This is a genomic window from Pauljensenia sp. UMB10120, assembly GCF_030212035.1.
In the GTDB taxonomy this organism is placed as follows: Bacteria; Actinomycetota; Actinomycetes; order Actinomycetales; family Actinomycetaceae; genus Pauljensenia; species Pauljensenia radingae_A.
The window spans coordinates 1-21,161 of record NZ_JASODH010000012.1 but is presented as its reverse complement, the minus strand read 5'-3'; the positions used below and the strand labels follow the sequence as shown (position 1 = coordinate 21,161).

The 21,161-nt window shown below is 59.6% G+C and carries 14 protein-coding genes; 6 read left to right on the top strand and 8 right to left on the bottom strand.

Going from position 1 to position 21,161, the window contains the following annotated elements; translation table 11 throughout:
* Positions 1–133: 133 nt before the first annotated feature.
* From pgi to QP093_RS09640, 4 genes are all read right to left on the bottom strand, one after another.
* Positions 134–1,876 (bottom strand): glucose-6-phosphate isomerase, encoded by a 1,743-nt coding sequence (gene pgi, locus QP093_RS09655; RefSeq protein WP_285016303.1) that lies wholly within the window; start codon positions 1,874–1,876, stop codon positions 134–136.
* A gap of 48 nt (positions 1,877–1,924) precedes the next feature.
* Positions 1,925–4,285: a 6-phosphofructokinase gene (locus QP093_RS09650; protein ID WP_285016300.1), complete on the bottom strand. Its 2,361-nt coding sequence runs from the start codon at positions 4,283–4,285 to the stop codon at positions 1,925–1,927.
* A 781-nt stretch (positions 4,286–5,066) separates the two neighbouring features.
* Positions 5,067–6,284, bottom strand: a complete 1,218-nt coding sequence (locus tag QP093_RS09645) for an NADP-dependent isocitrate dehydrogenase (protein WP_285016299.1) — start codon at positions 6,282–6,284, stop codon at positions 5,067–5,069.
* A 387-nt stretch (positions 6,285–6,671) separates the two neighbouring features.
* Complete coding sequence (locus QP093_RS09640) at positions 6,672–6,992, bottom strand: DUF3017 domain-containing protein (RefSeq protein WP_285016298.1); 321 nt, start codon at positions 6,990–6,992, stop codon at positions 6,672–6,674.
* Positions 6,993–7,295: 303 nt separating this feature from the next.
* On the opposite strand from QP093_RS09640, the gene pta reads away from it, so the two are divergent.
* From pta to QP093_RS09620, 4 genes are all read left to right on the top strand, one after another.
* Positions 7,296–8,798: a phosphate acetyltransferase gene (gene pta, locus QP093_RS09635; protein ID WP_285016297.1), complete on the top strand. Its 1,503-nt coding sequence runs from the start codon at positions 7,296–7,298 to the stop codon at positions 8,796–8,798.
* Positions 8,799–8,889: 91 nt separating this feature from the next.
* Positions 8,890–10,095, top strand: coding sequence for an acetate/propionate family kinase (locus QP093_RS09630; RefSeq protein WP_058237108.1), 1,206 nt, complete (start codon positions 8,890–8,892; stop codon positions 10,093–10,095).
* Between the two features lie 34 nt (positions 10,096–10,129).
* Positions 10,130–10,285, top strand: a complete 156-nt coding sequence (locus QP093_RS09625; RefSeq protein WP_285016294.1) for a hypothetical protein — start codon at positions 10,130–10,132, stop codon at positions 10,283–10,285.
* A complete protein-coding gene (locus QP093_RS09620; RefSeq protein ID WP_285016293.1) occupies positions 10,276–10,701 on the top strand; it encodes a hypothetical protein in 426 nt (141 codons plus the stop codon). The genes QP093_RS09625 and QP093_RS09620 overlap by 10 nt, the downstream gene beginning before the upstream one ends.
* Before the next feature lie 60 nt (positions 10,702–10,761).
* Here QP093_RS09620 and QP093_RS09615 read toward each other — a convergent pair whose 3' ends face one another.
* The 3 genes from QP093_RS09615 to QP093_RS09605 all read right to left on the bottom strand — a co-directional run bounded on the left by QP093_RS09615 (position 10,762) and on the right by QP093_RS09605 (position 14,997).
* Positions 10,762–12,105 carry an MFS transporter gene (locus QP093_RS09615; protein WP_058237110.1) on the bottom strand — a complete coding sequence of 448 codons (1,344 nt, stop codon included), beginning with the start codon at positions 12,103–12,105 and terminating at the stop codon, positions 10,762–10,764.
* A 299-nt stretch (positions 12,106–12,404) separates the two neighbouring features.
* The gene (locus QP093_RS09610; protein WP_058237111.1) at positions 12,405–13,793 is read right to left on the bottom strand and encodes a class II fumarate hydratase; all 1,389 of its coding nucleotides are present in this window, start codon (positions 13,791–13,793) and stop codon (positions 12,405–12,407) included.
* A gap of 160 nt (positions 13,794–13,953) precedes the next feature.
* Positions 13,954–14,997, bottom strand: coding sequence for a LacI family DNA-binding transcriptional regulator (locus tag QP093_RS09605; RefSeq protein WP_092648757.1), 1,044 nt, complete (start codon positions 14,995–14,997; stop codon positions 13,954–13,956).
* A 329-nt stretch (positions 14,998–15,326) separates the two neighbouring features.
* Here QP093_RS09605 and phoA point away from each other — a divergent pair, with 329 nt between their 5' ends.
* Positions 15,327–18,590, top strand: coding sequence for an alkaline phosphatase (gene phoA / locus QP093_RS09600; protein ID WP_285016290.1), 3,264 nt, complete (start codon positions 15,327–15,329; stop codon positions 18,588–18,590).
* 218 nt (positions 18,591–18,808) lie between these two features.
* On the opposite strand, the gene QP093_RS09595 is transcribed toward phoA, so the two are convergent.
* Complete coding sequence (locus tag QP093_RS09595; protein ID WP_092648759.1) at positions 18,809–19,933, bottom strand: GuaB3 family IMP dehydrogenase-related protein; 1,125 nt, start codon at positions 19,931–19,933, stop codon at positions 18,809–18,811.
* Between the two features lie 208 nt (positions 19,934–20,141).
* Between QP093_RS09595 and QP093_RS09590 the strand changes: the two genes are divergently transcribed.
* Positions 20,142–20,849: an exonuclease domain-containing protein gene (locus QP093_RS09590; protein WP_285016288.1), complete on the top strand. Its 708-nt coding sequence runs from the start codon at positions 20,142–20,144 to the stop codon at positions 20,847–20,849.
* Positions 20,850–21,161: the final 312 nt, after the last annotated feature.

Here is a 21,161-nt window from a genome sequence, read left to right as displayed (position 1 = left end):
CTGCCATGAACCACATCGCCGTTAGCCTTCCGCACACAAAAGTGGCTGCAGGAACTATCTCAGTTCCTGCAGCCACTGGCAAGCATTCAGATATACGGCGCCGAGTCACCCCGTCGGCTTACCCATCGGTTGCTTAGTCCCGCCGGTAGGCGCGATAGTACTCGATCAGCGCGCGAGTGGAAGAGTCCACCGATGCCAGAACGTCCTCATCGCCGGTAATGGCAGGCATCAGACCGCGGGCCAGCACCTTGCCAAGCTCCACGCCCCACTGATCGAAGGAGTCAATCCCCCAGATAGCGCCCTGGACAAAGGTGATGTGCTCGTACAGAGCTATCAACTGCCCCAGAACTGACGGTGTGAGGCTGGGTGCCATGATCGACGTGGTCGGACGGTTTCCACCGAAGATGCGTGCCGGCACGATTTCCTCGGGAGTGCCTTCCGCGCGCACCTCCTCAGCGGTCTTGCCAAACGCCAGTGCCTGAGTTTGAGCGAAGAAGTTCGACAGGAACAGTTCATGCATGTCGGCACCATTCTCGCCGGCACATTCGTCGCGCAGATTCCACGTCGGGTTGGCGAATGCGATGAAGTCGCTCGGCACCATGCGCGTCCCCTGATGAATCAACTGGTAGAAAGCATGCTGACCATTCGTGCCAGGCTCACCCCAGAAGATTTCACCCGTGTCGTAGTCCACCCGAGCCCCGTCATAGCGCACTGACTTGCCGTTGGACTCCATCGTGAGCTGCTGCAGGTAAGCAGGGAAACGGTGCAGATACTGTGAATATGGCAAAACCGCGTGAGTGTCAGCACCCAGGAAGTTGCCGTACCACACGTTAAGCAGACCCATCAGCAGGGGTACGTTGTCTTCAGGCTTGGCGGTCGCGAAGTGCTGGTCAACCGTGCGCATACCGGTGAGGAATTCCTCGAAACGTTCCGGACCAATTGCCACCACAAGGGACGTACCAACCGCGGAGTCCACCGAATAGCGCCCGCCGACCCAGTTCCAAAAGCCAAACGCGTTGGCAGGATCGATGCCGAATTCCTCGACCTTGTCCAGAGCAGTCGACACCGCAACGAAGTGGCGCGAAATCGCTTCTTTTTCACTCACCGTTCCGGCGCTCTGCTCACCAGCGGCGCCCGCCGATTCGGCAGAGCCACCCTCGGCAATGATGCCGCGTTCGCGCAACCCGGACAGCAGCCATTGACGCACGACCTTGGCGTTCGTGATTGTCTCAAGGGTTGTGAATGTCTTCGAGGCCACGATGATCAGCGTGGTCTCAGGGTCAAGGTCCTTCGTTGTTTCTCCCGCATCGGTCGGGTCGATGTTGGAGATGAAGCGGCATTCGATGCCATCCTGGACGTACGGCTTGAGCGCCTCGTATGCCATGACGGGACCGAGATCGGATCCGCCGATGCCGACGTTGACAATTGTCGTCAACGGTTTTCCGCTGGCGCCCAGCCACTTTCCTGCACGAACCTTGTCCGCGAAGGCGTAGATCTTCTTGAGTTCTGCGCGCACATCCTTGACCACGTTGACACCGTCAACTTCCAAAGCGTCATCGGGTGCGCGGCGCAGGGCGGTGTGCAGCACTGCGCGGTCCTCGGTGACGTTGATGTGCTCGCCGCGCAGCATGGCGTCGCGCCGCTCCCCCACGTTGCACTGCTGCGCCAGCTCAAGGAGGCGCTCCAGAACGTCGGAGGTGATGAGGTTCTTCGACAGATCCACGTGCAGGTCACCCACGCGTCGCGTCCACTGCTGGGCACGGTTCGGCTCGCTCTCGAACCATCCGCGCAAGTCAGGAACAAAGACTTCTGCCAGCTCGTCGAGTTGTCCCCAAGCTGAGGTTGTTGTCGGATTAACGGGAGCTTCCATCCCCATTGCGTCCTCCTTCATAGAGCGTATGTCTGGGTCACAGTGCCGCAGCGCTCACTCGCCATCAGCTGGAACAGGCTCAGCCAGCGAGATCGACACGTCGGTCAGTGGTGTATCTGAATGCTCCAAGGATACGGCAGACAGCACGGGCAGCAATTCAAGCCACCACTGGTCAATTGGCCTGCGGTTCTCAGAGTCCAAATCAGCTGACATTGATTCTACCGGCCGCGCCTCAATGTCGTTTTCAATCATCCCGATATAGACCGCGCGGTGGTCATCAGCATCAAACTGTTCAGCCAGGTGCTTCAATGCGTAATACACGAGCCTCGTGGCGAGCAGTCGGTCAAAGGGAGTTGGTGCTCCTCCCTGCTGCAGATGGCCGAGGGCGGAGTCACGCACGTCGAAAAGCCCTTGACCTTCAGCTTCGAACACTGAGGCGAGGAATTCTCGGTCATAATGCGCGGACACTTCTTCATTGACAACCACCAGGAACAGGCGCCGACCTTCTTCGAACGCTCTGCGCATGCGCTTGGCGTCCTTGTCCAGATCGGCCAGGTCGAAATTGCGCTCATGGATGTAGGCGTATTCGGCGCCGGTCGCCATCGCGGCCATGAGGGTGAGGTAGCCGCAACGCCTGCCCATCGTCTCGGCAACAAAGCAGCGCCTCGATGCGGCCGCCGATTCCTTGATACGGTCCAGCGCCCACACAGCATTGTTCAGCGCGGTGTCAGCACCAATAGACAGCTCCGCGCCGGGAAGATTGTTGTCAATTGAGGCCGGCACCAGGATCATCGGAATCTTGAACGCTGGGTATCGTACCCGCTCAGCAGTCATATGTTGGACTGCCAGGTACGCGTTCAGTCCTCCGATAATGACGAGGGCGTCGATGCGGTTGCGTTCGATTGCACGGCCAATCTCATAGAACTGTTCCACTGTCGGAATCGCGCGGCGAGTGCCCAGCTCCGCACCACCGTGGAAGGCCCAGCCTTCTACGTCAGACCACGTGAGATCGCGGACTCTCCCATCCATCAGGCCTGACCATGATCCGTCAACGCCCAGCATCCTCCAGCCTCGTGCGATACCCAGACGAACCGCTGCGCGAGCTGCAGTGTTCATACCAGGTGCCAGTCCGCCGACATGCAGGATCGCGACTCGTTTCGCGTCGTCTGCAATCGTGATGTCAACCGGAGGCGCTGACAGTATCTCATTGACTTCCAGCATGGTTGAGAACGAGGAACCTCGCGCCTGCTGCGCTGCCGTGTAGTCACCAGCCGCGATCATCGCTTTGACGGAGCGTGTGCGTTTAATTGCTCTGGTGAGCGGAATACGAGTGACGCGATTGTGGCGCACGCCCAGCACACATGGGGAAAAATCGTCGCCTGCTTTCACAAGTTCCTGGACGGCTGCGTATCCGAGCAGTGTCGACATCCAACGGTCGTATGCCGAGGGTGATCCGCCTCGCTGAGTGTGGCCCGGGATTGTGATGCGGGGGTCTTCGCCTGTTCCTTCACGTAACGCGTCGGCCACGTTTTGCGTGGTGATTGGTTCGCCGTCTTGGTCGGTGGCTCCTTCTGCGACGAGGATCATCGATTCGCGTCGTCCGGCTGCACGTCCTGCGAGGAGCTTGGAGCACATGTCTTCCTGCCAGCCGGGGCCTGCCGGGTTTTCCGGCGTGAATACATAATCCGCGCCGCCTGCCACTGCCGACATGAGCGGGAGGTACCCACAATGCCTGCCCATTACTTCGATGATGAAGGTACGTTGGTGCGATGCCGCGGTGGAGGATATGTGGTCGATGGCGTCGATGATGCGGTGCAGCGCGGTGTCCGCACCGATCGTCATATCTGTGCCGACCAGGTCGTTGTCGATGGATCCAACCAGGCCGACCACCCGAAGGTACTCATGGCGGCGAGCGTCCTCATCGCTGATTTCCCCCTCGTCGCGAAGCTCACGGATGTGTTGGGGCCACTCGTCCTGAAATTCTTCTGAGCCTGACAGGGAGCCGTCGCCGCCGATGGTGACGAGCCGGTCGATTCCGTTCCTGACAAGGTTCAGGACTGCGCGGTGGCGCCCCTCGTACTCGCGGAATTCGTCGCACCGCGCTGTGCCGATGATGGTTCCGCCTTCAGCGAGGATGCCTGACGCGTCTGACCATCCCATTTCCTTGATGGCGTCTCCGCCGCTGACAGCACCTGCCCACCCTTCCATAATGGCGTAGGGGTGCGCCCCGCGGGCCAGGCAGCTGCGAACAACGGCGCGCACGGCTCCGTTCATTCCTGGAGCGTCACCACCAGACGTGAGGACGCCGATTCGCGGAGCATCAGGATCTGTGTCGACCTGCGGCGTATTGGGATCATGCGTATTCGACGAATTATCGAGGGTCATTGCCTCGGTGCTGGTTGGCTCAGTCGACATGAAGTTCCTCCAAAATCGTACCGGTGCATCTGCGTTGCTGGCCTCGCAGGTCACGAAGTTCAGCATGCCCGTAACTAGACTACCGTCAATTGGCCCGACGGGGCATCTCGCAATTGCCCGCTCATCGTGTCAGTGACGGCCAACGCGGCGCCAGTGAATTCTCGCTTCACCATTGCGACACGCGTTCCTCCCTTCGCCCGTTTCTTTCCCCCTCACTTTCCCCCCTCGCCCCTCTTCATTCCCCTGCCCCCTCACGCCGTTGCCCTTTTCACCCCTCTCCTTCTCTTTGCCCTCTTCGCCCCCTTCGCCCCCTTCTGTCGATCAGGACGAGGTACGAGGGTGACCTGATCAGCTTTCATCACCATCGATGCAGTTCAGAGCGGTTCGCCTGAAAAAGAGTTACCAGCTCAGCCGCCCAGATCGACAGTTGTGTAAGTGGAGGGGATGGGTGGAATGGTCTCGCATCAGATCGACAGTTGTGTAAGTGGCGGGGATGTGAGGAGTGGTCTCGCATCAGATCGACAGGTGGGTATATGGGAGGGCGCCAACAATGCGTAGTAGACGAGGACTGCGCGCGAGTGCACCCACTTAGCCGATGGGCCTGAGTGCGGTTAACGCTTTGCGAGGCTGCGCGCGAGTGCACCGACTATGCACACCAGCACAGGACACCGACTATGCACACCTACACGACAGGCCGCCGCGTACATCGACACACCGCATGAAAGAGCGGCGCAGCATCTGCCGTGGACACTGCGCCGCTCCTTCAGGTAACAGCTACGAGCTACTTCAATCGCGTCTGCAAGTTTTCGTCCAGAGCTGTCAGGAACTCTTCCGTTGTCAACCACTGCTGATCCGGTCCGATCAGTCGTGCCAGATCCTTCGTCATTTGGCCGCCCTCGACAGTCTTGATAACGACGTCTTCAAGGGTCTGCGCAAACTCGGTCACTTCCGGCGTTGAGTCCAGCTTGCCGCGGTGTGCCAGGCCTCGGGTCCACGCGAAAATCGAGGCAATCGGGTTGGTGGAAGTCGGCTTGCCAGCCTGATGCTGACGGTAGTGGCGCGTAACTGTTCCGTGAGCGGCCTCGGCCTCCATCGTCTTGCCATCTGGGGTGAGCAGAACTGACGTCATGAGGCCCAGGGAGCCGAATCCCTGTGCAACGGTGTCGGATTGGACGTCTCCGTCATAGTTCTTACACGCCCAGATGTACCCGCCTTCCCACTTCAGTGACGAGGCGACCATGTCGTCGATCAGACGGTGCTCGTACGTCAGTCCTGCTTTTTCAAACTCGGCCTTGAATTCGTGGTCGAAAATGTCCTGGAAGATGTCTTTGAATGCCCCATCGTAGGCCTTCAAAATGGTGTTCTTCGTTGACAGGTAGACGGGGTATCCGCGCTGCAGTCCGTATGCGAATGAGGCGCGCGCAAAGTCGGCAATCGATTCGTTGAAGTTGTACATGCCCATGGCAACGCCGCCACCCTCGGGCACCTTGACGACCTCATGTTCGATGGGCTCAGATCCGTCTTCAGGGGTAAAGGTAATCGTGACCGTGCCGGCCGAGGGGATCTTGAAGTCTGTTGCGCGGTACTGATCGCCAAATGCGTGACGTCCCACAACGATTGGCTTGGTCCATCCAGGAACAAGGCGCGGAACGTTCGAGATGATGATGGGTTCGCGGAAAATGACGCCACCGAGGATGTTGCGAATCGTGCCGTTGGGAGAACGCCACATCTTCTTCAAACCGAATTCTTCGACACGCGCCTCGTCAGGAGTGATGGTGGCGCATTTGACGCCGACACCGTGTTCCTGGATAGCGTGCGCTGCATCGATCGTCACCTGGTCGTCGGTGGCATCGCGGTTCTGGATCGACAGGTCGTAGTAGCGCAAGTCGACGTCCAAGTACGGGTGGATGAGGCGATCTTTGATGAATTGCCAGATGATCCGTGTCATTTCATCGCCGTCAAGTTCGACGATTGGTCCTTGTACCTTAATGGTTGACATTGTCGGACTGCTCCTTACGGTCTTCAGATCTTCGCAATCAGCACGCCATCTGCAGCGCGCGCGGTGATGTGGTTCACCTAAAAAGAAGATTACTCGATATCGAGATATCTTTCAGCACTCTGGCAGATTTTTGCTCTCGATGGCCGGCTTCGCGCGTGGCACCCGGGCTGGTGTGATTTCTGGCGAGGGATGCAGGGCTTTGACAAGCGAAGATTGTGACGATGAGTGCAGGGCCTGGGCAGGCAAAGATTTTGCCGAGGGATGCTGGGCCTGAGCTGGAGACAGTTGCAGAAGTGAGCCGACGGGGCGCATCAAATCTAGCTGGCAAGGGCTGCAGAACCCGAGCTTTCGGTGGCGAAGGAGTCCGACTGGCAGAGCTCGCCACACCTAGCTGGCGACGGTCGCAGTAAAGGGCGAGAGGAACCAGATGGCGCTCGCCAAACCGGCGTACAACGCGACGTCGAAGAAGCGGCGACGCGAGCCGAACCACACAGGAGTTGGCCATATCGCCCGCGTTACAGCAAAGACATACAACATCACAATCAGCACAACCACCGCCCGATGCGGATGGTCGAACAGCGTGAAGACCACCATCGTCACCACGCCAAGGCACGTCAAAATAATCGTCGCGGTTCGCAGTATCGCGTTCATGCGACGATCGAGCGGATGCGTCCGACCGTGCTCGGAGCCGGCTTCAGATGTACTCATTGCCTTTACTGTATCGGCTCTGCTTCGTCACACCTACTGCGCCACATCAAGTGACAGAGTCGGCACCGTGCACGCCACCTGAACAAGGCAGCACACACGAACAATCCATGCGTCGCGCACACATCCATCACAACGACCTCAAAAGGAGACGCACACCACTGAAGTGCCCCAAACGTGGGCACATCCACAACGTTTTGCCCCAAGATTACGGCATGGGTCACGCTCGCGGCGATACCATGAAACCAGTGTCCCGTCGTCGCGAATCCGGTGAGGGACTTCCTCGTAGTAGAGCTAGGAGAGACAGTGACCGACCGCTACCTCGTCATTCAACCCGAACCTACCGTCAACGCTGCACAGATATGCGATGACCTCGTATCTGCACTGGAAAAGGACCACTCAGTGACCCGTGCGGACACCCTCCTGGGCACTTCCATCACAGAGGTTGCGCAGGACTCCGCTTCAGCTTTCGCTCACGTCATCAACGCCGTTCGCGCCGATTCATCCGACGTAACCCTGCTCGAACATGCAGACTTTTCCGCAGTGCCCACTTTCGATTCAATCGGATGGAGCCTTGACGTCGCAGCCTCCGTAGGTGCGCGCCTCATCCTCGTCCTCGATGCCGAGGGCGTCCCTGCTGACCTCGTGAGCGTGCAGGCCCAGGCGGCATGCGCTCGCGCCAGAGCCCACCACGCACAAGTCGTGGCGCTGATCGTTCCGGGCGTGCGCGCCGAATCCGTTTCATGCGAGCAGATCCCCGTCATTTCGGACCGCCTCGACCAGAACACCGTGGAGCAGATTACCTCGGCAAAACTGGCAGGTGTCGTGACCCCCGTGTCATTCCAGGCTGACCTCATTGATCGTGCCCGCGCCGATCGCCAGCGCATCGTCCTTCCTGAGCCTGATGACGATCGCGTCCTGCAGGCGGCTGCTGAGGTGCTCGAACTGGGCATTGCCGACATTATTCTGCTGGGCGATGAAGCTGCCATCCGCGAGCGCGCACAGCAGCTCAACCTTGACATCACAGGCGCGCGCGTCGTGGCACTCGACGATGCTGAACTGGTCGAAAAGTACGCTGAAGAGTTTGCTCGCCTGCGCGCTAAGAAGGGCGTCACCATTGAGCAGGCCCGCGAGAAGATCCGCGACGTGTCCTACTTCGGCACGATGATGGTGCACATGGGCGATGCTGACGGCATGGTGTCCGGTGCAGCTCACACCACGGCTCACACGATTGTGCCCTCCTTCCAAATCATCAAGACGGCACCGGGCGTGTCGATCGTTTCCTCCGTGTTCCTCATGCTGATGAAGGATCGCGTGTGGGTCTTTGGCGACTGCGCCGTCAACCCGAACCCCACGCCAGAACAGATCGCTGACATCGCGATTTCATCGGCTAAGACTGCCGAGCAATTCGGCGTGGAGCCGCGCGTCGCAATGCTGTCCTACTCGACGGGCACGTCCGGCTCCGGCCCCGATATCGACGCAACTGTGGAGGCCACGCGTCTTGCCCGAGAAAAGGCCCCCGAGCTGGCCATCGAAGGCCCGATTCAGTTCGATGCTGCGGTGGATCCGGCGGTTGCCGCCAAGAAGGCGCCCGATTCTGATGTTGCCGGACAGGCGAACGTGTTCATCTTCCCGTCACTGAATGCCGGCAATATCGGCTACAAGGCCGTCCAGCGCTCGTCTGGCGCCGTGGCTGTCGGCCCGGTGCTGCAGGGGCTGAACAAGCCCGTCAACGATTTGTCTCGAGGAGCTTTGGTGGAAGACATCGTCAACACCATCGCTCTGACCGCTGTCCAGGCACAAGGCTGAGCAGTAGTCAGGTGGTGCGCCGCCACTCCAGGCGCACCACCAGATCCCATTTGTCACTATTTACGGAAACTTCCAACGAAAGGCCACCCGCGTGTCCACAGTTCTGGTCATCAACTCCGGATCGTCCTCCATTAAATATCAGCTGATCAACCCCGTGTCGGGAGACGTCCTCGCCAAAGGAATCGTCGAACGAATCGGTGAGCCGGTCGGCATCATCACGCACAAGCATGCGGGCGAGGAACTCGTTCGTAAAGAGCCGGTCCCCGATCACGGTGATGGGCTGCAAAAGGTTCTCGCCATTTTTGACGAGGTTGGCCCCACGCTTGCTGAAGCTGGGATTGTGGCCGTTGGCCACCGAATCGTGCAGGGCGGATCCTACTTCGATGGGCCCGCACTGGTGGACGATCATGTGCGCGCGTTGATTGAAAAGCTGTGCACGCTGGCACCGTTGCACAACCCTGCACACCTCAAAGGCATCGATGTTGCGCGTGAGCTGATGCCCGACGTGCCGCACGTGGCAGTCTTTGACACCGCGTTCTTCCAGCATCTGCCCGAGGCGTCGGCAATGTATGCGATTGACCGCGATGTTGCCCGCCAGTACGGTATTCGCCGCTATGGTGCTCATGGCACGTCTCACCAGTTCGTCTCCGAAGAGGTTTCCAAGATGCTGGGCCGCGATGACCTCAAGCAGATTGTGCTGCACCTGGGCAACGGCGCGTCGGCCTCGGCCGTGGACAGCGGGCGCGCGATCGACACCTCGATGGGGTTGACGCCTCTGGAGGGCCTGGTGATGGGCACTCGTTCAGGCGACATCGATCCAGCTGTTGTGTTCCACCTGCAGCGCGAAGCAGGTATGACAGTTGATCAGGTTGACGAATTCCTCAACAAGCGCTCCGGCATGAAGGGCATGACCGGCGAAGCTGACATGCGCACCAACTGGGAGCTCATTGAAAACGGTCCTGAGGAGATTTCCAAGCGCGCACGCGCGGGCATGGATGTGTACATTCATCGCCTGGTAAAGTATGTGGGCGCGTACTGGACGGAGCTGGGCGGACTGGACGCCTTGACGTTTACCGCTGGCATTGGCGAAAACGATCCGGGCGTGCGTGAAGAGCTATGTGATGCCCTCGCACCGTTCGGTGTGAAGATCAACCATGATCTGAACTGGGAAAACTGGCATGTCAAGGCTCCGATCGTCCTGTCACACCCTGATTCGTCAGTCACCGTTTTGTGCTACCCCACCAACGAGGAGCTGGCGATTGCACGTCAGGCTCTGAGCCTGGCTCAGCACGACTGAAAGAACAGGTTTCCGGAAGCGCTCCTGAGGAGACATGTCTGAGGTATTCCTCTCGGATCTGGCTCCTCGGGGCGTGACCGAATTCCCTTCCTCTGATATTCGGAGGAGGAACGATGAACCGATGGTGCTGCGCACAGATGTGATCGCTGCCCTGCGCATTGATACAGAAAGTACGGAGACATGGCTCTAGCTGTTTTCACCATCTTCGCGTGGGTCAGCGCGGCTATTTTGCTGGCTGCCGGCGGCTACCTTATCAACCAGGCCCGGCGTATTCGACGCCCTGACCTCCCCATGGGATCATCGTGGGGTATCCCGATTGAAGAAGCGCGCGTCAGCGAAGGAGCATGGCGTGCCGCTCATCGTGCAGCGTGGCCACTGGTCGGTGCCGCCGGTATCATCTGTGCCGTCCACTCCATTGCAATCATCATGACGTTGTTGTTTATGGGTGACGATTTTTCTTCTTTTGTCCTGATCCTGATCTGCATGGGTCTGATCACCGCTGCACTGGTGCAATGGTTGGCGCGTGCTGGAGCGAAGTCTGCGGCACGCGCAGCTGTGGCATCAGAATCTGACGTGGATTCTGACTCTAATTCTGACTCTGACTGAGCCGCGCCCAGCGCTGCTGCTCACTGAGAGGCACAGGCGCTTCGCTGGAAGTGCGGCGGCTTAGCTCAGTCGCCCTCGTCGATCGCGAGGGGCAATGATCCACGCCGTCGCCAATGTCAATGCGCCACTGACGGCAAGCACGGCCAGGACTGCCCGCAACGAAGTAGCTTCAACAATCATGCCCATGATCGGCGGCGACAGCAGAAACGCCAAGCGCATCAACCACGTCACGATTGTCAGGCCACTACCTGTTTTCATCCCGGGAATGTTGTCTGCCGCGTTCATGGCGATTGGCACAATTGCCGAGCATCCCGCACCGGCAAGAACCATCGCGAGGATCATCGTGGCCACATGCGGGTAGACGAAGGCAACAACACCGCCGACAAGCACCATGGCACCGCCTATGAAACTCGTCCCGCGCGCACCGATCGCGTCGATCACCTTGTCAGCAACGATTCGGCCGATGGCCTGCGAGAAGAGCAGCACGACAAACGCGAGTCCTGCAGCTCCACCGGGGATCCCCAGATAGTCGCGCATAATCAGAGCGGACCACGCGTTTCCGGCGTCTTCAACCAGCGTTCCTGAGATCGACAGGAATGTCAGCGTTGTGATGGCAACAAGAGTGCTGACGGCCACCGGACGTACCTGCTGCGTCTGAGTTGATTCCGCTTGGTCACTGGCGATATCGGGGCCTCCCGGTGTTGTGCGTCCCGACAATGTCATTGATTCGGCGTCGGTGATGCGTTCGATACGCTCCGGTACGCCATCGCTGCCGGGAAGGGTGAAGCGGTACGCAGTGAATCCGACAATGATGAAGATCAGTGATGAGCCGGTCAGGTGCCAGCCCAGCGGAATGTGCAGCGAGGTGGCGAGGGAGCCCATGAGGCCGCCAGCCACTGCACCGATGGACCACGCCGCGTGGAAGGAATTAATGATGGAACGCCCATAGAGTTTCTGTACACGCAGGCCGTGGGCATTTTGTCCCACGTCGGTCACGGAGTCGAACGCGCCGCCAGAGAAAAACATGACGGCGTACAGTATGTAGACGGCAGTGGCCAGTGTTGTTCCGGTTGCCTGCGCGCCAAGGGAAGCGCGCCACGTGGCGATCAGTCCGACGATTGAGAGGAATACACCGATCCCCACAGTTCCCAGACATGCTGTGCGAGCGGATGAAAAGCGGCGGATGAACGCTCCCGCCAGTGGTCCTGCGCAGATTGCTCCCAGTGGGAACAGTGCGATGGTCAGACCGTAAATTGAATCAGACAGCGCGAAGATGTCTTTGATTTCAGGGTACCTGGGTATCAGGTTCGAAAAAAGGGCACCGTTCGTGAAGAACAGCGCGGCGACAGCCAGGCGGGCTGCTCGTGCCTGCTGGAATGTCACTTTCTGATTCGGTGGGGGCACGTGTTCTCCTCAAGACCCGCACGGTAATTGACCTGTCGGTAGGACGCGTTCCATGCTAGTCCTTTCGCAGGGCAGGCGCGAGAAATCATGGCGCTTCGTCATGCTCATCGGACACAGTACCGTCTCCTGATGCTGCCGGGATAGTACCGGGATGACGCCAGATGGTGCCGGGGGTGTTGCCGAGTGGTCGCTTGCATGCGACCACTCGGCGATTCAGCTGCCGCGCAGACAACAAAACGAGGGCGACTCAGCAGAGCCGCCCTCGTTCCTGACTTCAGTCAGTGTGATTCACCAACGAATCAGAATGAACCGGTCATTGAGTGAACATCCAGAGCCTTGTCCAGCTGTTCTTCGGTCAGCTCACCACGCTCCACGAATCCCAGGTCAAGGGCTGCCTCACGCACTGTGATGCCCTTCTTGACGGAGTGCTTCGCGATCTTGGCAGCGTTTTCGTATCCGATCAGGCGGTTCAGCGGCGTCACGATTGACGGTGAGGACTGCGCCAGCGTCAGGCAGCGCTCTTCGTCCGCCACGATACCGTCAATGCAGCGCTCGGCCAGTACTGCCGTCACGTTGCCCACGATGTTGATCGACTGCAGCAGATTGGCGGCCATCACGGGCAGCATCACCAGCAGGTCGAAGTTGCCCTGCGAACCGGCAAACGTGATCGCTGCATCGTTGCCAATGACCTGAGCGGCAACCTGCACAGTTGCTTCAGGCAGAACCGGATTGACCTTGCCGGGCATGATTGAGGAGCCTGGCTGCAAGTCGGGCAGGTGAATCTCACCAATACCGGCGCGCGGGCCGGAGCCCATCCACCGCAGATCGTTGGCGATCTTCACCAGCGACACAGCAACCGTGCGCAGCGCACCCGACAGTTCGACCAGCGAATCCTGAGCGGCCTGAGCCTCGAAGTGGTTGTCTGCTTCGCGCAATGGCAAGCCGGTGTGCTCCGCGATCAGTTCGATCACTCGAGCCGAGAAGCCCTCCGGCGTGTTGATGCCGGTGCCTACGGCCGTACCGCCCAGCGGCAATTCAGCCAGGCGGGGCAGCGCTGCTTCAATGCGATCCAGGCCGTGCGAGATCTGTGCTGCATATCCGGAGAATTCCTGGCCCAGCATGATCGGTGTGGCATCCATCAGGTGGGTGCGTCCCGACTTGACGATATTGGCAAACTCTTTCGCCTTGGCGTCCAGCGAGGCGTGCAGTTTCTTCAGTCCTGGCTGCAGCACCTCAACGACCGCCTGATATGCGGCGATATGGATCGAAGAGGGGAACACGTCGTTGGAGGACTGCGAGGCGTTGACGTGGTCGTTCGGGTGAATCTCCTTACCGGAGGCACGGGTTGCCAGCGTGGCGATCACCTCGTTGGTGTTCATGTTTGACGACGTGCCCGAGCCGGTCTGGAAGATGTCGATCGGGAAGTTGTCGTCGTGCTGACCGGCGATGACCTCATCGGCGGCGGCAACGATGGCATCCGACGTTTCCTGGTCGATCACGCCGAGCTCCAGGTTGGCCAGCGCCGCTGCGCGCTTGATTTCGCCCAGAGCCGCAATGTGGTGGGAGTTCAGCCGCTCACCCGAGATCGGGAAGTTCTCCACTGCTCGCTGCGTCTGCGCGCGGTAGAGTGCGTCGGCGGGGACGCGAACCTCACCCATCGTGTCGTGCTCGATACGGTATTCAGTCATGAAAGCTCCTTGGGTGGAAAACTATGTCGTTCCTATTGTCCGTCATATTGCCCGCTTCGGCGAGGGACTTTCGTGGGACTGTCGGTGAAGCGCCTCGCACAGTCTGCCGTCGCGCGGATCGTTCCTGCCCGAGCACGCTTGCTCCTCCGTCGCGCACAGGCTATTGACGAGGGCGGCCTTGTCCACCTGGCTCTGCCGTTGACTGGCGGACGATGAGGCGAGTTGGGACTGAACGCAGTGTCGGTGCGCCACCGTTGAGCATCTCAATAGCAAGGTCAACAGCATTGGCTCCCACTTTGTCCCAGTCTTGAATGACTGTGGTCAGCGGCGTCGGGAACTCCACTGCCTCGTCAATATTGTCAAAACCGATCAGCGAAACGTCCTCGGGAACGCGCAGACCGCGTTCGAGCAGGGCGCGAAATGCTCCCAGCGCCATCTGGTCGTTGGCCACGAAGATGGCGGTCGGCATGTCTGTGCGCTTCTCACACACCGCGTCAAGCAACGCGCTGCACGCCTGATAGCCCGATTGTGGACTCCAGTCACCGCGCCAGATGCGTCCTGCTGGAAGTTTAGATTCGGACAGTACCGCTTCATAGATGCGGCGTCGCGCCTGCGCGGAATAGGAGTCCGTCGGTCCGCTGATATGGTCAATGCGCCGGTGTCCCAGATCAATCAGGTGATGCATGGCGTCGCTTACGCCTGACGTTTGTTCGAAGTCAACGGCGCTTGCCTCGTCCCACAGGCGTGGGCCGAGGACGACCAAGGGGATGCCCTGCGGCAGGTGGAGAGCCGCGTCATCCTGGAATTGTGACGGGATAATGGCAATGGCAGCGTCCACAGTCATCTCACCGAGTTTGGTGAATGCGCCGTCAGTGGCGCGCCGAGTCGACGCCTGAAGCGGTATCAACGTGGTGGCGTATCCGCGCTCAGCTGCCGCCTCTGAAATGGCTTCAAGGGAACGGTAGTTCCCAACGTCATGCAGGGAGTAGTACACCACTCCCAGGGTGTCGAACGAGCCGCGTTTCATGGCGCGTGCCGCACTGTTGGGTCTGTATCCCAGTTCTTTCATCGCTTCGAAGACTCGTTGGCGTTTGTCGTCGACAACGTAGGGTTCGCCGTTTGAGACGCGTGAAACGGTCTGCGGGGAAACACCCGCAAGTTTGGCGACATCAGCCATTGACGCGCGCTTGCGACGAACCGGCATCTCATGTCCTTTCAGTCATCTCACCCTTGACCGCGCGCACCGCATGTGATTGATCAATCATCGTCGACGGTCGAGGGGTCCAGACCGCCACGAACAGACGGCATCTGGACGCGTGACCAGCGTTCTTTCTTGAATGATAGCGTCATCAGATTCGTCAGGCGGCACTTGGTGACCTGCATAGTTTTGAAGTGTTTACCTTTCTGTTACACGGTGTCACCGAACTGTTGCGTTGGGCTGCTTTGCTACAGATAGTTCGTCGTTACGCTTCTGCCTTTCCTTGCGTGCGCAGCGAAGAACATCCAGTAACACCTCCAGATGAAGGCAGGAAGATGCATTCACGTCGTAATCGGCGCGTGGGTCTGGCGTGTGGAACCGGTGCTCTGGCTCTGGTTCTGACACCCCTGTGCATGGCGGCAGGTGTCGCCGACTCCCCCACGACGCATGAGACCAACAAACCAGAACAATGCACTGCATTCGACTCCAATGGCAACGTTGTTGCTCTGCAGCCGGGCGATTGCGCGCAATACGGTGTGGAGGGTCAGAGACGCACTGACGCTCACGCAAAGAACGTTATTCTCATCATCGGCGACGGCATGGGCCAGCAGGAAATCACCGCTGCTCGTAACTACCTCGTCGGCGCTGCCGGCCGTTTCGAAGGAATCGACGAGCTGACCAGTGAGGGACTGTACACTCACCACTCGGTCAACAAGGACGGCTCGTTCAACTACGTCACCGACTCAGCTGCATCGGGTACCGCATGGGCAACAGGCACGAAGACCTACAACAATGCGATCAGCGTTGACATCAAGGGTCAGCCCGTCGCCAACCTCATCGAAGTGGCGAAGAACAAGGGCATGCGCACCGGTAACATCACGACGTCAGAGATCCAGGACGCAACACCTGCCGTCATGGGCGCACACGTAACTGCTCGCTCGTGCTACGCCCCATCCGGCAAGAAGAAAGCGAAGTGCCCCGAAGATCAGCGCGTTAACGGCGGCCTGGGTTCCATTTCTGAGCAGCTCATCGATACCCGCGCCGACATCACCCTCGGCGGTGGCGCATCATTCTTCGACACAGAGGTCATGGCTGATTCCGGCAACACGAACCCGTTCCTGACCGGTAGCGCGAAGTACAACACTACCTGGACGAAGGGCGCAAGCGTCCTCGACAATGCCAAGAACAATGGCTACCAGGTGGTGACCACCGCTGACGAACTGAATCAGGTGACCGTAGCTAACCAAGATACCCCTGTTCTGGGCCTCTTCGCACCAAGCAACATGACGACCACCTTCGCGCCGTCACAGGCCACGATTGGCGGAGCGAAGGGCGAGGCCATCCAGTGCACGAAGCAGGACATCGGCACTGAGCCTGAACTGGAAGCCATGACCGACAAAGCTATCGAACTCCTGAACAAGGACAACGATAAGGGCTTCTTCCTCCAGATCGAGTCTGCCTCCATCGACAAGCGCGACCACTCGTCAGACGCATGCGGCCAGATTGGTGAAACTAAGCGTCTCGACGAAGCTACCAAGGTCGCTCTCGACTTTGCCAAGCAGGACGGCGAGACACTGGTTCTTGTCACCGCTGACCATTCCCACACCAGCCAGATCGTGGCTGATGGTTCCGACAACGTCTCCCCGGTGACGCGCCTGCTCACCGCTGACAATTCCACCATGAGCATCGCGTATGGTACGAATGCCAGCGGGTCGCAGCAGCACACGGGCGCTCAGTTGCGCGTCGCTGCTTTCGGTCCGGGTGAGGAAAACGTTCTGGGTCAGACCGACCAAACCGACCTGTTCTTCACCATCGCCAATGCTCTGAACATGAACCCATACCTGAACAGTGCAGGCAACGGATCCAGCGCCCGCACCGCAGTGCCCACAGGAACGCTGCCAAAGCCTGTTCCCGCTCAGGATGCATTCACCACCTGCAGGATCGTTGAAAAGGACGGTTCAGTGCACGTGCCCGCAGCCGGCGAATGTTCACAGTACGGTGCAGACGGCCCGCAGCGTTCAGGTTCTGAAGGCGAAGCCAAGAACGTCATCTTGTTCATCGGAGACGGCATGGGCGATTCGGAAATCACCTCCGCGCGCAACTACCTGTACGGTGCAAACGGACGCCTGCCCGGAGTCGACAATCTCGACTACACAGGCTCCTACACGCACTTCGCACTCAATAAAGACGGCACAGTCAACTACGTGACCGACTCGGCTGCATCCGCGACCGGATGGTCGACCGGCACGAAGACCTACAACGGCGCGATCGGTGTGGACCTGCAGGGAAATGCTGTGTCGAACCTGATGGAGAAGGCGAAAGCGGCCGGGTACAAGACCGGTAACGTCACCACCTCTGAAATCCAGGACGCTACACCGGCCGGCGCTGCCGTTCACTCACTGAACCGCAAGTGCTACGGACCTGAATACGACAAGAACAGCAGCTCCTGCCAGGGCGATGAGTACCTGAAGCAGTTCCGTGAAAACGGCGGATTCGGATCGATCTCCGAGCAGCTCGTTGACGTGCGCGCTGACGTGACACTGGGCGGTGGCGCAAAGGCCTTCGACCAGACAGTTCAGGTTGACGGCACATGGGGCGACACCACGAAGTGGACTGCCGGCAAGTCCGTCGTCGACAACGCCAGGGCCAACGGTTTCCAGGTGGTCACCACCGCCGATGAGCTTGATGCTGTCACCAACGCCAACCAGGATGCACCTGTTCTGGGACTGTTCTCCCCCGGCAACATGCCCCGCATGTTCAACGAGACGGTTCCGACCACGGATGGCGCTTCGCTTACGGCTCAGTCCTGTGAGTTCAACCCGGAGCGCACCGCGGAGATCCCCACACTGGCAGCAATGACTGAGAAGGCCATCAACCTGCTGCAGAACGACAAGGGCTTCTTCCTGCAGGTGGAGGCAGCCTCGATCGACAAGGCCGATCATGCTGCTGACGCATGCGGCCAGATCGGCGAGCTCGACGACCTCGACCAGGCCATCCAGGTGGCGCAGAACTGGGTCGCCACCAGCGGCCAGCCAACCTTGATTGTGGTAACCGCTGATCACGCGCATACCAGCCAGATCACCAGCGGGGGCACCGAGACATTCGGCCGCACCACCAAGCTGCGCACAGCCGATGGCTCCGACATGGTGATCAACTACGCCAACGCTGGAAGCAACGACGATGACGTGGCTCTCGGCGGCCAGGGACACACCGGTGCGCAGCTGCGCGTCGCAGCCTCCGGTCCGGGTGCTGAGAACGTTGTGGGTCGCACCGACCAGTCCGACCTGTACTACACGATGATCAATGCTCTTGGCTTTGATTCCGCGCCGCTGGCTGTCGATAATCAATTCGTCGCCACGTCAGAGACCCCTGACCAAGGCAAAGGAAAGGGCACCGATCCTGCCGGCGATAAGGGTCAGGTCAAGCCCGACACCACTGGTAAGGGCCAAGGCACCGATGCTGGCGACAAGAAGTACGCTGCCAGCCGTCCGGGAATGGCACGCACCGGCTCAACCGCAGTTCCGCTCACGGCCGCAGCTGCTGTGCTCGTCACGCTCGGCGCTGGCGCAGGTCTGTACACGCGTCGCCGCTCACACTAATCCCTAAGCTCCTTCACGGAGCGCTCGCCGTGCCTCAGGGGTCCCACATGTGAGTTTTCGCCCGGCGAACTCACGCAGTCGCCCTCGTCAATTACTGACGAGGGCGACTTGCTGTCCAGAAACGGGACCTGTTGTCTGAAACAAGCAGCGGAGGGGTGTACGAGGCTATGCAAGGGTCGGCCTTCCGTGCGCAGGCCTTAATAACGACACGCAGGCGTTTACGAGGGCGTATAGGGGCTGACCACAACTTCGACACGCTGCAGATCCTTGACTTCCGAAAATCCGGTCGACGCCATCGTGCGCCGCAACGCGCCTACGAAGTTCAGTGAACCGTCCGCCCTGGTGGAAGGGCCGTAGAGGATCTGTTTCATCGAGCCGACTGTGCCGACGTAGGCGCGGTGGCCTCTGGGCATGTCCGGGTGGGTGGCCTCGGAGCCCCAATGCCATCCGCGGCCCGGAGCCTCCTCAGCGCGAGCCAAAGCGGCGCCCAGCATCACCGCATCTGCACCGCAGGCAATCGCCTTAGTCACGTCGCCTGAGCGCCCAATACCACCATCGGCGATGACATGCACATATCGGCCGCCCGACTCATCCATGTAGTCACGTCGCGCGGCCGCAACATCGGCGATCGCTGTTGCGGTGGGAGCATGAACACCCAGGGACTGGCGCGTCGAATGTGCCGCTCCCCCACCAAAGCCAACCAAAACCCCCGCTGCGCCGGTACGCATGAGGTGCAGGGCAGCGGTCGTGGTGCACACGCCGCCAACGATGACCGGCACATCCAGCTCGTAAATGAAGCGCTTGAGGTTGAGCGGCTCGTGGTGAGAGGACACGTGTTCTGCGGAAACGGTGGTTCCGCGAATGACAAAGAGATCCACGCCCGCTTCGACCACCGAGCGCCAGTAGCGCTGAGTGCGTTGGGGAGACAATTTGCCGGCGACTACCACTCCGGCCTGGCGGATTTCCTGCAGGCGCGCGGTGATGAGCTCAGGCTTGATCGGTTCGGAGTAAATCTGCTGCAGGCGTGCAATCGAGTGTTCTTCATCCAGCTGTTCAATTTCTTCCAGGACGGCGTCTGCGTCCTCGTACCGGGTCCACAGACCGTCGAGGTCGAGCACGCCAATTCCACCGAGTTTGCCGAACTCGATCGCGGTTTTCGGACTCATCACCGAGTCCATGGGCGCTGCCATGATCGGGATATCCACGTGGTACGCGTCAATTTGCCAGCCGACGTTGACGTCCTCAGGATCGCGGGTGCGTCTGGCTGGGATCAGTGCGATGTCATCGAGCGAATAGGCTCGCCGGCCGCGTTTTCCTCTGCCGATTTCAACTTCATAGCTCACACTTCGATCCTAGCTGTCCGGGTGGATGTAGTGTTCGATTCACATGAGCGCTGTCATGATAGTGCAGCTCAGCACGGGGATAGTTCACAAATGCCCACGCTTCAGTGCACACTGGACATCGACAGGCAGCACAACTAAGCGACTGACAGATCGACCTGTCAGCGGGTGGATCAGCTCGCCAAGGGCAGCACAACAAAAGGAGCAGAAAATGACGTGGACCGATGAGCCGTGGCTTGGCTTTGACCTCGAAACAACCGGCGTCAATGTCGATGAAGACCGACTTGTCACGGCCGCCCTCGTACGTCGCGAGCACGGTGTGATGGACGCTGGAAGAGACGAGGTGCGCACGTGGCTGGCCGATCCTGGCATCGAGATTCCCGCGAGGGCGTCGGAGGTTCACGGGATTTCGACCGCGTATGCGCGCGAGCATGGCCGCCCAATCGTCGAAGTGCTTGACGAGGTTGCCTCTGCGCTGGTCGATCACTGGTCGAACGGCTTCCCGGTTGTTGCGTTTAATGGTTCGTATGACGTGAGTTTGCTTGATGCTGAGCTGCGGCGTCATGGTGCGGGCTCGCTCGCGGAACGGTTAGGGGGCGAACCCGCGCCGTTGCTGGATCCGCTCGTGCTGGATCGGGCGCTCAATCGCTATCGAAGAGGCAAACGAACGTTGGCTATTCTCGCACCGGCATACGGGGTGCCGCTGGATGAAAACGCGCACACTGCGGAAGTTGATGTTGCCATGACCTTAGATCTGTTGGCAGCGATCGCTCGTGCGTACCCGCAGATCACGACCATGAGTGGCGCCGAGGTCCATGCCTTTGAGAAGCGTGCGCACCGTGAATGGGCACTCCATTTTGAAGAATTCCTGCGCTCGAAGGGGCGTGTGGAGCACATCAACACTGAGTGGCCGCTGTAGCCGACGGTTTACCCGCACTGTATTCGACGTTTTCACTGTCCGTCCGTGCTGGCGTGCCGCGGTGCTGTGGCCGGCCAAGTTGCAGTCTTGTCATGTTGGCATGCTGCCGACTTAGTTGTACATGCAGCACTAGTGCCACCTGTCACTAAGCAGATGTGCAGACTCTCTAGTTCTCTAGTCCTCTCCTCCGCTCAGTCGCTGCTTTTCCCTGTTGGCTTGGCGTTCTCTTCTCGTGGGTTAGTGTCCGTGGGTTTTTTCGGCGTGGTCGGTGAGGACTTGGTGGGGTTTTGTTAACAGGAATGGGGCGCTGGT